General features: G+C 52.8%; 12 protein-coding genes and 1 tRNA gene. 5 read left to right on the top strand and 8 right to left on the bottom strand.

Features of this window, described 5'->3' with window-relative positions; genetic code table 11:
- Positions 1 to 99: 99 nt before the first annotated feature.
- Together HHI26_RS19030 and HHI26_RS19025 are read right to left on the bottom strand one after the other, a co-directional pair.
- On the bottom strand, positions 100 to 2,031 hold the full coding sequence (locus HHI26_RS19030) for a PTS mannitol transporter subunit IICBA (RefSeq protein ID WP_159338258.1): 1,932 nt from the start codon (positions 2,029 to 2,031) through the stop codon (positions 100 to 102).
- Positions 2,032 to 2,490: 459 nt separating this feature from the next.
- A complete protein-coding gene (locus tag HHI26_RS19025; RefSeq protein WP_133844721.1) occupies positions 2,491 to 3,207 on the bottom strand; it encodes a DUF3053 domain-containing protein in 717 nt (238 codons plus the stop codon).
- A 332-nt stretch (positions 3,208 to 3,539) separates the two neighbouring features.
- On the opposite strand from HHI26_RS19025, the gene HHI26_RS19020 reads away from it, so the two are divergent.
- Entirely contained in the window at positions 3,540 to 3,833 is a 294-nt protein-coding gene (locus HHI26_RS19020; protein ID WP_167863220.1) for an HTH-type transcriptional regulator, read from the top strand.
- Positions 3,834 to 3,879: 46 nt separating this feature from the next.
- Here the strand turns inward: HHI26_RS19020 and HHI26_RS19015 are convergent, their stop codons facing one another.
- The 3 genes from HHI26_RS19015 to glyQ form a co-directional block, all read right to left on the bottom strand.
- A complete protein-coding gene (locus HHI26_RS19015; protein WP_171149530.1) occupies positions 3,880 to 4,926 on the bottom strand; it encodes an NAD(P)-dependent alcohol dehydrogenase in 1,047 nt (348 codons plus the stop codon).
- 218 nt (positions 4,927 to 5,144) lie between these two features.
- Positions 5,145 to 7,214: a glycine--tRNA ligase subunit beta gene (glyS, locus tag HHI26_RS19010; protein WP_171149529.1), complete on the bottom strand. Its 2,070-nt coding sequence runs from the start codon at positions 7,212 to 7,214 to the stop codon at positions 5,145 to 5,147.
- 9 nt (positions 7,215 to 7,223) lie between these two features.
- Positions 7,224 to 8,150, bottom strand: a complete 927-nt coding sequence (gene glyQ / locus HHI26_RS19005) for a glycine--tRNA ligase subunit alpha (RefSeq protein WP_171149528.1) — start codon at positions 8,148 to 8,150, stop codon at positions 7,224 to 7,226.
- A 228-nt stretch (positions 8,151 to 8,378) separates the two neighbouring features.
- Here glyQ and HHI26_RS19000 point away from each other — a divergent pair, with 228 nt between their 5' ends.
- Positions 8,379 to 9,374: an acyltransferase gene (locus HHI26_RS19000; protein ID WP_133844713.1), complete on the top strand. Its 996-nt coding sequence runs from the start codon at positions 8,379 to 8,381 to the stop codon at positions 9,372 to 9,374.
- Here the strand turns inward: HHI26_RS19000 and HHI26_RS18995 are convergent.
- From HHI26_RS18995 to HHI26_RS18985, 3 genes are all read right to left on the bottom strand, one after another.
- The gene (locus HHI26_RS18995) at positions 9,367 to 9,804 is read right to left on the bottom strand and encodes a SemiSWEET family transporter (protein ID WP_171149527.1); all 438 of its coding nucleotides are present in this window, start codon (positions 9,802 to 9,804) and stop codon (positions 9,367 to 9,369) included. The two genes, HHI26_RS19000 and HHI26_RS18995, sit on opposite strands and share 8 nt — an antisense overlap.
- A 211-nt stretch (positions 9,805 to 10,015) precedes the next feature.
- A complete protein-coding gene (locus HHI26_RS18990; RefSeq protein WP_167863219.1) occupies positions 10,016 to 10,936 on the bottom strand; it encodes a helix-turn-helix domain-containing protein in 921 nt (306 codons plus the stop codon).
- A 1-nt stretch (position 10,937) separates the two neighbouring features.
- Complete coding sequence (locus HHI26_RS18985) at positions 10,938 to 11,480, bottom strand: isochorismatase family protein (RefSeq protein WP_133844707.1); 543 nt, start codon at positions 11,478 to 11,480, stop codon at positions 10,938 to 10,940.
- 171 nt (positions 11,481 to 11,651) lie between these two features.
- Between HHI26_RS18985 and HHI26_RS18980 the strand changes: the two genes are divergently transcribed.
- From HHI26_RS18980 to HHI26_RS18970, 3 genes are all read left to right on the top strand, one after another.
- Positions 11,652 to 11,746, top strand: a tRNA-Sec gene (locus HHI26_RS18980).
- Between the two features lie 161 nt (positions 11,747 to 11,907).
- Positions 11,908 to 13,086 (top strand): integrase arm-type DNA-binding domain-containing protein, encoded by a 1,179-nt coding sequence (locus tag HHI26_RS18975; RefSeq protein WP_171149526.1) that lies wholly within the window; start codon positions 11,908 to 11,910, stop codon positions 13,084 to 13,086.
- Between the two features lie 56 nt (positions 13,087 to 13,142).
- Positions 13,143 to 14,009: an HAD hydrolase-like protein gene (locus HHI26_RS18970; RefSeq protein ID WP_171149525.1), complete on the top strand. Its 867-nt coding sequence runs from the start codon at positions 13,143 to 13,145 to the stop codon at positions 14,007 to 14,009.

Here is a 14,009-nt window from a genome sequence, read left to right as displayed (position 1 = left end):
AATTATTCCCGTATCAAAGATGTAAAGGTTGGACATGCCCAAACCAAAAAAGGGCCGGGCATGCCCAGCCCTACACAGAGGTGTGATGATGAAACCCGCTTACGCGCTGGTTTTACCGGACAGGAGGTCGAGAACTTCCTGCACACTGGTCGTGGTCGCCAGACGGGCGATCACGCTGTCATCATCCAGCGCATTAGTCAGGCTGGTAATAACCTGAATGTGCTCGTTATTACGTGCCGCGATACCAATCACCAGACGCGCGATATCATCCGGCTCTTCGCCGAAGTGAACCCCTGCCGGGTACTGACAGAAGACAACGCCAGTTTTCAGCACACGGTCTTTTGCTTCCACGGTGCCGTGCGGCACGGCGATGGATTCACCGAGGTAAGTCGGTGTCAGCTTTTCACGTTCCAGCATTGCGGCAACGTATTCCGGCTCAACGTAGCCGCCTTTCACCAGTTGCTCACCGGCAAAGCGAATGGCCTGCTCTTTATTGTCCGCATGATTGCCCAGGAACACATTGCTGGCGCTCAGTTTGAACAGGTGATCCTGGCCTTCGTCAAAGCTGTCGCTCAGCGTGGTGCTCACTTTCTCACGGTGACCCGCGCTGCGCCCGGCTTCCACCAGGCGTGCTGTCAGGTCGTTATACAGGCCGCTGTCGAGGAAGTTGGTCAGCGAGATGTGCTGGGCATGAGGCGCCTGGCGCATCGCTCGTTCGGTCAGATCGCGGTGAGTAATCACCAGGTCGACATCGCCCGGCAGACTGTTAATCGCGGTGTTGGTCACGGAGATGTTGGTCAGCCCTGCATCGTTCACTTTCTTACGCAGCACACCGGCACCCATGGCGCTGGAACCCATACCCGCATCGCAGGCAACGATGATTTTACGGACGTGGCTCAGATCGCTATGCAGGCCATCAGCACCGCCAGCAGGGGCAGTTGACTGGCCTTTAGACTGGGCTTTCATTTCCTGTACGCGACGTGATGCGGCTTCGATGTCGTCATCTTCTTTCACTTTGCTGGTTTTCAGCAGAATGGCAGAAACCACGAAGGAGACAGCAAAGGCGGCAAAGATCGCGGCGATGTTCGCGAAGTAAGCCCCTTTTGGCGTCATTGCCAGCACCGCCAGGATGGAACCCGGTGAAGCCGGAGACACCAGGCCGCCGTTCAGCAGAGTCAGGGTGAATACACCGGTCATACCCCCGAGGATCACCGCCAGAATCAGGCGCGGGTTCATCAGCACATACGGGAAGTAGATTTCGTGGATACCACCGAGGAAGTGGATAATGGCAGCGCCACCGGCAGACTGCTTGGCATTACCACGGCCAAAGAACATATAGGCCATCAGTACGCCCATACCTGGGCCCGGGTTCGCTTCGATCAGGAAGAAGATCGACTTACCGGCTTCGCTGGCCTGCTGGATACCCAGTGGCGAGAAGATACCGTGGTTAATGGCGTTATTCAGGAACAGGATTTTTGCCGGTTCCACGAAGATCGAGGTCAGTGGCAGCAGGTTGTTCTGCACCATCAGATTCACGCCTGCGGCGAGAATATGGGACAGACCTTCTACCAGTGGACCAATTGCCAGGAATGCGAGGATAGCCAACAGCATGCCGATGATACCGGCAGAGAAGTTGTTCACCAGCATTTCAAAGCCGCTTTTGATTTTACCGTCAACCTGGCGGTCGAAGGTTTTAATCGCCCAGCCGCCCAGAGGACCTGCAATCATTGAACCGAGGAACATTGGCATGTCCGCACCCACAATCACGCCCATGGTGGTAATAGCACCTACCACACCGCCGCGATCGCCGCCGACCAGACGACCCCCTGTAAAGCCGATCAGCAGTGGCAACAGGTAGGTAATCATTGGGCCAACCAGTTTCGCCAGTGTTTCGTTTGGCAGCCATCCGGTAGGAATAAACAGTGCGGTGATAATACCCCAGGCGATAAACGCCCCGATGTTTGGCATTACCATGTTGCTCAGAAAGCGACCAAAGTTCTGAACCTTGATCTTGATATCTGATGAGGACATAAAAAACACCCCTTATTGGTACGCGCCGCCAAATAAGAGAGCGCGTTGAATTTTTGTTTTAGACCCGACAGTGGGAAGCCGTCAGTATCACTGTATGCAGGCGGACTCTATCACGCGAATATGACGCTGCGTAGCTGTCGGGATAAGTGTGATGTAGATCACTATGTTAGGTGGGGTGCATGGGTTGTTTTAGTGATAACGATCACATTTAAGGAGTGTATGAAAAGGACTGTGGCGAATATTTAAACAATAACAACCGCGTGATGTGATGTGTATCACAAATGTATGTTGTTTGTTTGTTTTTGATTTGTGATGTTGATCACAAATTATTTGAGGGCTGAATGCGTGCGATCACACTTCTTCTGCCCGTCGAAACATGAGATGAGTCTTATGTAAGAAAGTGACAGGTGAGAGGGGAAGGAACATCAGAGCTGACGATTGTCAGCTCTGATGCAGAATTTACTGGAAATTGCCCTTCAGCGCGGCTTGCGCCTGGGTCAACGCCTGGGCATTGGTGCTCAGATTGCTCATCAGCGTATTGTACTGCGTGGCCTGAGGCTGGGTCGGGAACTGGATCGCAGAACCGTTAAAACTGACGTTTGCGCCCTGCTGTTGCAGGAAGTCACCGGTCTGTACCGCATCCTGGCTCAGGGTTTGTAACGCGGGCAGCAGCGGTGCCAGTGTTGCAGCAGGTTGAGTGACCACTTTGTTAAACACATTGTCGTACACGGTTTTTAAATCTTCCGGTTGTTTCAGTGCCGCCTTGCTGCTGTCGGCCTGCATTTTCGCGGACTGAATCTGCTGGGTCAGTACCCCAAGAGAACCGCTCACCTGGCGCAGGGCATCACGGCGTGTCAGGTAATCCTGCGGAGTGTGGATGGCTGAAAGCTCATCAACCACCGGTTTCAGCCCGGAATCCACGGCACGATTTACCTGCTGAGAAAAACCATAAAGAATCGCGTAATCGCTGACGAAGGGACCAAATTTCTGCTTCTGATCTTCACTCAGGCTGGGCAGATGTTCGCCGCTGCGCATAACGGTGTTTTGCAGGAAATCGATAAACGCTTTACGTTGATCGGCTTCGTTATCGCCACAGCCAGTAAGTTGTAACACCATAAATAGCGCCATAACGGGCACCAGCAGACGCGTCAAGATGCGTGATGATCCTGTCATCATAAGAAATTAACTCCTGTTAACAAATACTTATCGGTTTTATTCAAACTACAAATGTTGGGTAAAGAATAGTCGAAATCACTTTTGATGGATAGCGATGTCTGTGTAACTTATTTTTGCGCTGTATTTGTGAGGCGGGCTGCAACGCAGGATGGAAAAATAAACAAAAAATATGATCCCGATCTCGCAAAATGATCTCATACTTATGATCCTGGCGTTTCCCTGTGCTGCCCCAAAAAGCGTCCCAGTGGCTGATGTATGCCAGCATTGAGAACCTGGATTTAAGGTTCTTTCCCTCTGGTTGTTCACGTTTAGTGAGTTTTCGAGGAGTGCTTATGGAGACTAAAGATCCCATGTCCGAACTGCTTTCCAGTCTGGAGCAGATTGTTATGACCCGCCCTATGATGCATGTCATTCCGGCCCTGAAGAGTGATGTGGCGCAGCCCGAGCCAAAGCGAGTTCGGGAAATTACCGGCATGCAGATTGATGAATTTGCTCAGGCGTTAGGTGTCAGTGTTTCTTCAGTGAAAAACTGGGAAGCCAAAAAAACCAAACCCTCAGGCAGTGCGCAAAAATTAATGCAGTTGATACACTCGAATCCGTGTCTCAGCAGACAGCTGCTGGACTGACCGAAAAAACCCGCCATCAGGCGGGTTCTTGTTTTTAGGCTAATGACTATTTCCCGGCTTTCATATCAATCACAAAGCGGTACTTCACATCCCCTTTCAGCATCCGTTCAAATGCCTGCTCAACCTCATCGAGACGAATCACTTCCACATCGGACACGATATTGTGCTGACCACAGAAATCCAGCATCTCCTGCGTCTCTTTGATGCTGCCGATAGAGGTCCCGGAAATGCTCAGGCGTTTGAAAACGATAGGCGTAACGTCCGGCGACGTGTGCGGTGAGTCAGGAATACCGACCAGCACCAGATGACCATTGGTTTTCAGCGCGCTGAGGTACGGGTCAAGATCGTGCGGGGCGGCAACGCAGTCCAGGATCATATCCAGGCTGTTTTTCACCCCGGCCATTTGCTCCGCATCTTTCGAAACCACAACCTGGCTGGCGCCGAGGCGCAGTGCATCGGCCCCTTTGGCTGGGGAGGTGGTAAACAGCACCACTTCCGCGCCCAGCGCAGCAGCCAGTTTCACCGCCATATGGCCGAGGCCACCCAGGCCAATGACGCCGACGCGCTGGCCCGCCTGAATGTTCCAGTGCTTGAGCGGTGACCAGGTGGTGACGCCCGCGCACAGCAGGGGGGCCACGGCGCTGAGTTCCAGGTTTTCCGGCACGGCCACCACAAACTTGCTGTCGACCACGATGCTGTCGGAATAACCCCCAAAGGTTTTGCCGCCGATCACTTTCTCGTCGCTGTTGTAGGTCGCGGTGAAGCCTGCTTCACAGTACTGCTCTTCACCCTCGTGGCACTGGGCGCAGTGGCCGCAGGAGTCGACCATCACACCAACGCCGACCAGATCTCCGGCTTTAAAGGTGCTGACCGCGCTGCCGGTGCTGACCACGCGGCCAACGATTTCATGGCCTGGCACCAGCGGGAACTGGCTGACGCCCCATTCGTTACGCGCCATATGCAGGTCGGAATGGCAGACACCACAGTAGTGGATATCGATGTGGATATCGTTAGCCTGGAGTTCACGGCGGGTAAATTCGAAGGGTTCCAGCGGGGTGTTTGCTGCTTTGGCAGCGAATCCATAGGATTGCATGATGTCTCAACCTGGTTGGCGAAAACCGCACAGGGTAAGGAAATGGGGGGAGGAGGGCAAGGCGGAATTGTAAAGCGGGATGTCGACGAGCGAAAAATACGGCGGGTGCAAACTATCGGCACGGGGCGACCGGAAAAAATGGTCGCCCCTACGGTTCGGGGCAACCTGGATCCCGTAGGGGCGGACACCTGTTTCGGTCCGCCCGTAACAGCATCACATTACTGTAGCAGAGAGATATCCGCTACCTGCAGGAACAGCTCGCGCAGTTTCGCCAGCAGCGTCAGACGGTTGATACGCACTTCTTTCTCTTCGGCATTGACCATCACCTTGTCAAAGAAGTTGTCCACCGCTTCACGCAGCTGTGCCAGCTCAATCAGAGCATCCTGGTAGCGTCCTTCCGCGAAGAACGGCTGCAGTTTGCTGCTCAGCGCCGACACGTAGGTCGCCAGCTTGATCTCTTCATTCTCTTTCAGCAGTGACGCCTGCACGCTGTCGTTCAGCGGTTCAGTCGCTTTAGCGAGAATGTTGGAGACGCGCTTGTTGGCACCTGCCAGGCTGGCTGCCTGCTCCAGCGTACGGAAGTGCGATACTGCCTTCATACGCGCATCGAAGTCTGCAGGACGCGTTGGACGACGTGCCAGTACCGCCTGAATGGTATCGACGCTGTGGCCTTCTTCCTGGTACCAGGTACGGAAGCGACCCAGCATAAAGTCGATCACTTCATCCACTGCTTTAGCGTTAGACAGCTTGCTGCCATACAGGCGCACGGCTTCTTCTGTCAGGGTTTGCAGATCGAGCGGCAGGTTCTTCTCAACGATGATACGCAGCACGCCCAGCGCAGCACGACGCAGAGCAAACGGGTCTTTATCGCCTTTCGGATGCTGACCAATACCGAAGATACCCGCCAGGGTATCCATCTTGTCAGCGATAGCCAGCGCACAGGCAACCGGGTTGGACGGCAGCTGATCGCCGGCAAAGCGCGGCTGATACTGCTCGTTCAGCGCCACGGCCACGTCTTCGGCTTCGCCATCATGACGCGCGTAGTGCATCCCCATCACACCCTGGGTGTCGGTGAACTCAAACACCATATTGGTCATCAGGTCGCACTTGGACAGCAGGCCTGCACGGGTCGCGTGATTAACATCCGCACCGATCTGCGCAGCAATCCAGCCCGCCAGCGCCTGAATGCGGTCGGTTTTATCACGCAGCGATCCCAGCTCTTTCTGGAACAGCACGGTTTCCAGACGCGGCAGGTTATCTTCCAGGCGACGTTTACGGTCGCTGTTAAAGAAGAACTCGGCGTCAGCGAGACGTGGACGCACCACTTTCTCGTTACCGGAGATAATCTGCTGCGGATCTTTCGATTCGATATTGGTCACGAAGATAAAGTTCGGCAGCAGGTTGCCCGCGTTGTCGTAAACCGGGAAGTACTTCTGATCGCCCTTCATGGTGTAGACCAGCGCTTCGGCCGGTACCGCGAGGAACTTCTCTTCAAACTTCGCCGTCAACACCACCGGCCACTCGACCAGGGAGGTGACTTCTTCCAGCAGACTGTCGCTCAGATCGGCAACACCGCCAATTTTTGCCGCAGCGGCTTCAGCATCGGCTTTGATGGTGGCTTTACGTACAGCGTAATCCGCCTGCACCTTGCCGCGCTCCAGCAGGATCTGCGGATACTGGTCAGCGTTATCGATGGTGAATTCCGGCTCGCCCATAAAGCGGTGACCGCGAATGATACGTGCAGAGTCGATACCCAGAATTTTTGCCGGGATCAGCTCATCACCCAACAGCAGCGTGACGGTATGCACCGGGCGCACGAACTGCACCTCGGACGCGCCCCAGCGCATCAGTTTCGGGATCGGCAGCTTCGCCAGGGAGGTGGCGATCATCGCGGGCAGCAGGGCCTGGGCACTTTCGCCAGTGACCTGAGCGCGATACAGCAGCCATTCACCTTTATCGGTGCTCAGACGCTCGGCCTGATCAACGGTGATGCCGCAGCCCCGTGCCCAGCCCTCAGCGGCTTTGCTCGGGACGCCATTCGCATCAAAAGCGGCCTGAATGGCCGGGCCACGTTTTTCCACTTCGCGATCGGGCTGCGCAGCGGCCAGATTCGCCACTTTCAGTGCCAGACGGCGCGGCGCGGCAAACCAGCTGACTTCGCCGTGGGCCAGGCCAGCGGCATCCAGTTCAGCGGTAAAATTGGCGGCAAAGGATTCTGCCAGGCTGCGCAGTGCTTTTGGTGGCAGCTCTTCGGTGCCGATCTCCACCAGGAAGGTTTTATCAGTCATGGCTGCCTCTTAATCGTTGTTTAATTGTTCGGGCTTTTTGCACATCGGGAAGCCCAGTGCCTCGCGGGAGGCATAGTAAGCTTCAGCCACGGCTTTCGTCAGGGTGCGGATGCGCAGAATATAGCGTTGACGCTCGGTGACGGAGATCGCTTTACGCGCATCCAGCAGGTTAAAGCTGTGTGCGGCTTTCAGAATACGTTCGTAGGCAGGCAGCGGCAGGGGTTTTTCCAACGCCAGCAGGCTTTGCGCTTCCTTCTCGTACTGCTCGAAGCAGGTAAACAGGAAGTCGACGTCAGCGTATTCGAAGTTATAGGTGGACTGCTCCACTTCGTTCTGGTGGAACACATCGCCGTAGGTGGTTTTCCCCAACGGACCGTCGCTCCAGACCAGATCGTAAACGCTGTCCACGCCCTGGATGTACATCGCCAGGCGCTCAAGACCGTAGGTGATCTCACCGGTAACCGGTTTACATTCCAGACCGCCAACCTGCTGGAAGTAGGTGAACTGCGTCACTTCCATACCGTTCAGCCACACTTCCCAGCCCAGACCCCAGGCACCCAGCGTTGGGTTTTCCCAGTTATCTTCCACAAAGCGGATGTCGTGGATGGTCGGGTCCATGCCCAGCTCTTTCAGGGAGCCGAGGTACAGCTCCTGAATATTGTCGGGTGAAGGTTTGATGATCACCTGGAACTGGTAATAGTGCTGAAGTCGGTTCGGGTTCTCACCGTAGCGGCCATCGGTCGGGCGACGTGAAGGCTGCACATAGGCAACGGCCGTCGGCTCCGGACCCAGCGCACGCAGGCAGGTCATTGGGTGAGAAGTACCAGCGCCCACTTCCATATCCAGAGGTTGGATGATGGTGCAGCCCTGGCGTGCCCAGTAATCCTGTAAGGTCAGGATCAGCCCCTGAAAGGTCTTGGTATCAAACTTTTGCATTTGGATTCGCACGCGATACGAGTGGTGATAAAAAGTGGGCGTCAGTATACCCTTTGACCGTACCTATTACCAAAATGCCGTGAGGGGGGATTCAGGAATTTTTGTCGCCTCCACCACATAATCCCTTCATCCTGGTCCTATTTTTCCCCTCTCCGGTTGTTGAAGCGCAGCGACCTGGCTACCCTCTTTCTCGCATTAATGCAGATTTTGCCGGGAACAGAGGATGAAATGTCGCAAAAGATTGGATGGATAGAGAATTTACGCGCAGTTGCCTGCCTGATGGTGATTATGATCCACACCACCACCTGGTATGTGACCACCGGGATGTCGGTGGGTGAGCACAGCTGGGATCTCTCCAACCTGCTTAATTCGGCCTCACGCGTCTGCGTGCCGATCTTCTTTATGATTTCTGGTTACCTGTTCTTCGGAGAACGCAGCGCCCAGGGGCGGCATTTCCTGCGCATCGTGCTGTGCCTGCTGTTCTACAGCACGGTGGCGCTGATTTACATCACGCTGCTGACACCGATAAATGAAGCGATGTCGGTGAAGCATCTGCTGCAAAAGCCGGTGTTCTATCACCTCTGGTTCTTCTTCGCGATTATCGTCATTTATCTGCTGTCACCGTTGATCCAGGTGAAGCCGGTGCGGGCGGGTTACCTGGCCGTGGTGACGTTGGTAATCGCGCTGCTGGCTAACCCCAACACCGTCGACAGCTCTATTGCCCGCTTCCACTGGCTGCCGATCAATCTGTATATCAACGGTGATACTATTTATTACCTGCTGTACGCCCTGTTTGGCCGGGCGATTGGGATGATGGAAACGCAAAAACGCGGCGTCTCCTGGCTGGCGGGTGGGGTGTTTGTGGCCTGTGTGCTGATGATTGCCTTTGGCACCAAACGGCAGTTCGCGATCAATGGAGCTTTTGCCGATACCTGGTATCTTTACTGCGGCCCGGCGGTATTTTTCGCCGCCGTCAGCCTGTTGGTGCTGTTTAAAAACACCCTTAACGACCACGTTAACCCGTTCTTTGCCCTGATTTCCCGCTGTTCACTGCCGATTTACGGCTTCCATGCGCTGTTTATTCACTTTATGCGCACCCACGACCTGGATAACACCGACCATCCGCTGATCGATATCCCGCTGATATTCGGCATTACCCTGGCAGGCAGCCTGCTGCTGGCACTCGGCTTGCAGAAGCTGGATAAACGCCACCTGGTTAGCTGACGTTTTTCTCCTGCTCCGGGGCGTTTTTCAGCGGACGCAAACGGCGGATGCGTGGATTAAGGATCACTCCGGGCATGCGTACCAGCCTGCGGCGGTTAGGGTTAGGCAGCGGGCGCTCGTGCCACAGTTTGAGCAGAATCACCGTCAGCGCCAGCAGGGAGGTAATGCCGTTGGCGACCATCACCGGCACATCGTTCATCCGGTGGCCGTACCACGTCCAGCAGGAAACGCCAAAGAACAGCGCTGCCCACATCCCCAGTGACAGGCCGCTGGTATCCTTATTTTTCACGATATGCAGCACCTGCAGGCAGAACGAGCCGGTCGTCACCCAGGCCGCCAGCGTACCCAGCCAGACCGGCCACGGCGACAAAAAGTAAATCGACAGCAGTGCCAGCGCCACGGTAGCGGCAACAATTAACAGGTTCTTCATAATGATGTGCCTCGTATTTTGTTAAGCCGGAATCGCCTCTTATGGTAGCTAAATCGGTTTAGCTTTTAGGGCGAAAAAGGGCGAATGTTACGAGTAACACTAGCACAAACGTTGAGCGAATTGAAATCGGGTGGGGTGCTCACTGGTGAGAGTGAGCAGAACGGCCTTTTTTTTGACGACGATTATTTCAGGGTTTTATCACCCTCCTTTTTCACGCCTGCCAGCGCTGTAGCGCACGGCGCAGCTGGCGCGAGGAAGAGAACCCGGCCGACAGTGCTGCGCGTTCATTGCCTTCGCCCTGTTGCAGACGCTGTTGGGCAATCGTCAGCCGCAGCTGTTCGTGATAGTCACGTACGCTGATGCCCAGATGCTGGCGGAACAGACGCGTCAGATGGCGTGCGCTGACGTGCACTTTGGCGGCAATATCCTCCAACGGCCACTCCTGCTCCGGTTGCAGGGTCAGCAGATCCTGCGCACGGTGGATCGCCGGATGGATATGGTTGCGATAGCGCAGCCAGGGCGACAACTGCGGATCTTCCCCCGAACGCCGGAAATAGACCACCATTTCACGTGCCACATCCATCGCCGTCTGCGCGCCGCACAGGCGGTTAATCAGATGCAGTGACAGATCGATCCCGGCGGTAATCCCTGCGCTGGTCCAGATCCCGCGATCTTCAACGAAAATGCGGTTTTCTTTCACGATCGCTCCCGGTTCAGCCACTTTCAGTCGCTCGATCACCTCATGATGAGTCGTGCACTGCACGCCGTTCATCAGCCCGGCTTTTGCCGCCAGCAGTGACCCGGAACAGACGCAGACTAAGGTCACCTCGCGGGCATGAATGGCGGGCTGAATGCGCATCAGCCAGTTGCGGGCTGCCACCGCCTGCGGCGTGTCGAACCACACTTTTGAGTCACTGACGCCGGGGATCACCAGCAGGCTCCCGGCGGGCAATGCCTCCGGCAGCGGTTCAATGCGGCTGATAACCATCTCTGTGGAGGTGAGAACGCTCTCATCCGGGCCGATATAGCGCAGTGAAAACGCATTCCCCGCCAGCTTCAGCGTTTCCGCCGGACCTGTCAGGTCCAGCGTCATCACACCGGGCAGGGTTAAAAACCACACCGGGGTTGTCATGTTATGCAAGCTCCTTGAGGAGGCCCTCAACGGTACGGATATCGGCAAAACGATTGATCAGCACGCTTTCGGTACGGTGACGTAAATCGGCAATGCTCAGGGTAATCCCATCATGGGTGATTGGGAAGGTCAGCGTCGCTTCCGTCACATAGGTCACGTGGTAGCCGAAGTCCGACGCCACGCGGGCGGTGGTTTCACAGCACTGCTCAGAGCGCAGGCCGGTGATAATCACGTGCTTCACCGCGTTCTGCTCCAGCCACTGTTGCAGGCCCGATTCCGTCAGGGCGTTGTGCACTTTCTTACGGAAGCTGGCGACCGGTTCGTGATCCAGGAACGGCAGACGCACCACCAGACCGGATTCCGGCGCAAAGGCACCTTCACTTTCCACATGGAATACATCTACTACCGGAATGCCCTTCGCCTGGCAGCCCGCGACCAGCGTGCTTAACGCTTTTTCGAATGCCGGGGTTTCCGGGGCTTCATTGTAGCCACGCTCATAGAAGGATTGCTGCGCATCAATCACTAACAGTACGGTATCGGTCATTTCTGGACTCCTGCTGAATGGGATTAACGCTATGATGGACGGGATTAGGCAAGGAAAGAAGACCAAAAACGGACAGCTTGCTGTCGGTGGCGGACATCAGTGAAATAATGCTAAAAACCGGAGTTTATTTGTGGTCATTGGCGATGCTATACTCAGCGCCTCTGCAGTAAGGGAAGATCGTCGTCTCCGGTGAGGCGGCTGGACTTCAAATCCAGTTGGGGCCGCGAGCGGTCCCGGGCAGGTTCGACTCCTGTGATCTTCCGCCAAAATTCCTCCGCAGCTATCCGAGAACGTATAAAAATCCTTTATTTTCAATATATATATCAAATCACTCATCCGTAACCGTCCGACAAGTTCTCCCTGAATCCGTGAAAAATATGTATAGTGATGTGTATAGATCTCTTATACACATTTTTGACTTATACACATGCCACTCACAGACATTCAAATTAAACGAGCAAAGCCCCAAGACAAGCCCTACACATTGAACGATGGACAAGGCCTGTCATTACTCATCAATCCAGACGGCTCAAAGGGCTGGCGCTTCCGCTTTCGTTTTGCCGGTAAAGCACGGCTAATGTCATTTGGCAACTACGACCTTGTGAGTCTCGCAGAAGCACGTGAGAAACGCGATACAGCTCGTAAGCAGGTAGCAAATGGCACAGACCCAGTGGAAGAACGTAAAGCCCAAAAACTGGCACAGCAACTCTCAACAGAGAACTCATTCGAAGCCATATGTCGAGAATGGCACACTAACAAAGCAGGCCGCTGGACAGTGGCCTATCGCGAAGAAATTATTAAGACATTTGAGCAAGATGTGTTCCCGTTCATTGGTAAACGCCCTATCAGTGAAATCAAACCGTTAGAACTGCTTGAAGTATTGCGACGAATAGAGAAGCGTGGGGCACTAGAGAAAACCAGAAAAGTACGGCAAAGATGCGGTGAGGTCTATCGCTATGCGATCATAACTGGCCGCGCTGAATACAATCCAGCGCCTGATTTAGCTATCGCTCTGGCCGTTCCTAAGCAAAAGCACCATCCTTTTTTATCTGCTGAAGAGTTACCTCATTTTATTCGGGATTTGGAAGCGTATACCGGCAGCATCATCACTAAAAATGCGACTAAGATTGTTATGTTAACTGGTGTAAGAACGCAGGAAATGCGCTTTGCTACCTGGGATGAAGTTGATCTTGATAAAGGTATTTGGGAAATACCAGCACAGAGGATGAAAATGCGCAGGCCACATATTGTTCCTTTATCTACTCAAGTGGTCGATCTTTTCAAGCAGCTCAAACCAATTACCGGTCATTACCCATATATTTTTATTGGTCGGAATAACCGTAGCAAACCAATCTCGAAAGAAAGTGTGTCACAGGTAATTGAACTACTTGGTTATAAAGGGCGTGCTACCGGACATGGCTTCAGGCACACAATGTCGACAATTTTACACGAGCAGGGCTTTGTTAGTGCTTGGATAGAAATACAATTGGCGCATATTGATAAAAACACCATTCGAGGTACGTATAATCATGCTCAATATCTTGAAAAAAGAAGATCTATGATGCAATGGTACAGCGACAAAATCCTCGACATCTACAAAATATAGAATAGTTATAATTAATGTTATATACTGTATATTAAACCAATTAGTAAGAGGTAAGAATGAAAAAGACAGTACTAATAACCGATCTTGATAATACACTATTCGATTGGTTTAGTGTTTGGTATCATAGTTTTAACGCCATGTTAAATAAGGTTGTTGAAATTTCTGGATTCTCTAAAGAAGAACTTATTGAACAAATAAAACCGATTCACCAAAAATATGGCACTGCTGAATACTCTTTTATTTTAGAGAGCATTCCTTTGTTACAAGAAAAATATGGTGATAGAAATACCATTAATTCAGTGATGAATGATGCCATACATGCTTTTAGAAGTGAGCGAAAGAAATATCTTACACTTTACCCGACAGTTATGGACACTTTGAATATCCTTAAAAAGAAAGGTTGTTATGTTGTTGCATATACTGAATCTAAAGCATATTACTCCAACTTCCGCTTAACTCGCTTAGGATTAGATGGTGTAATAGATGTTCTTTTCTCACCAGAAGATCATGAAATTCCAGATGGTGAGGAAAAACAAAGCAAGTACGATTTAGTTCATACAAAACAAGAATATACACCTATTGATGAGATTAAGCCTAATCCACAACTTCTTCTGGATATTATAAAATTCATAGGGGCTCAACCTGAAGAGTGTGTATATATTGGTGATAGTGAGATGAAAGATATTGAAATGGCTCAAAAGGCGAATGTTTCAGATGTATTTGCCAGTTATGGAACCGGTCATTTTGAAGATAACAAGGAAGGATATGAATTACTCCGCGCTGTAACTCACTGGACTGATACCGACGTAGAGCGGGAGAGAAAAATTAAAGAAAACTCATTTGGTGCAAAACCAACTTATGTAGCCAAACAATTTTCAGACATTTTATCTTTCTTTAATTTCACCACATTCAAAGGTAAATGA

Source organism: Erwinia sp. JH02 (genome assembly GCF_013074405.1).
GTDB lineage: Bacteria > Pseudomonadota > Gammaproteobacteria > Enterobacterales > Enterobacteriaceae > Erwinia > Erwinia rhapontici.
The sequence above is the reverse complement of the archived record's forward strand: the minus strand, read 5'-3'. Positions and strand labels throughout refer to the sequence as shown.

What these genes read in the sequence shown, in the direction of transcription:
- HHI26_RS19030 (WP_159338258.1), bottom strand. Translation starts at nt 2,031, where the DNA reads ATGTCCTCATCAGATATCAAGATCAAGGTTCAGAACTTTGGTCGCTTT.
- HHI26_RS19025 (WP_133844721.1), bottom strand. Translation starts at nt 3,207, where the DNA reads ATGATGACAGGATCATCACGCATCTTGACGCGTCTGCTGGTGCCCGTT.
- HHI26_RS19020 (WP_167863220.1), top strand. Translation starts at nt 3,540, where the DNA reads ATGGAGACTAAAGATCCCATGTCCGAACTGCTTTCCAGTCTGGAGCAG.
- HHI26_RS19015 (WP_171149530.1), bottom strand. Translation starts at nt 4,926, where the DNA reads ATGCAATCCTATGGATTCGCTGCCAAAGCAGCAAACACCCCGCTGGAA.
- glyS (WP_171149529.1), bottom strand. Translation starts at nt 7,214, where the DNA reads ATGACTGATAAAACCTTCCTGGTGGAGATCGGCACCGAAGAGCTGCCA.
- glyQ (WP_171149528.1), bottom strand. Translation starts at nt 8,150, where the DNA reads ATGCAAAAGTTTGATACCAAGACCTTTCAGGGGCTGATCCTGACCTTA.
- HHI26_RS19000 (WP_133844713.1), top strand. Translation starts at nt 8,379, where the DNA reads ATGTCGCAAAAGATTGGATGGATAGAGAATTTACGCGCAGTTGCCTGC.
- HHI26_RS18995 (WP_171149527.1), bottom strand. Translation starts at nt 9,804, where the DNA reads ATGAAGAACCTGTTAATTGTTGCCGCTACCGTGGCGCTGGCACTGCTG.
- HHI26_RS18990 (WP_167863219.1), bottom strand. Translation starts at nt 10,936, where the DNA reads ATGACAACCCCGGTGTGGTTTTTAACCCTGCCCGGTGTGATGACGCTG.
- HHI26_RS18985 (WP_133844707.1), bottom strand. Translation starts at nt 11,480, where the DNA reads ATGACCGATACCGTACTGTTAGTGATTGATGCGCAGCAATCCTTCTAT.
- HHI26_RS18975 (WP_171149526.1), top strand. Translation starts at nt 11,908, where the DNA reads ATGCCACTCACAGACATTCAAATTAAACGAGCAAAGCCCCAAGACAAG.
- HHI26_RS18970 (WP_171149525.1), top strand. Translation starts at nt 13,143, where the DNA reads ATGAAAAAGACAGTACTAATAACCGATCTTGATAATACACTATTCGAT.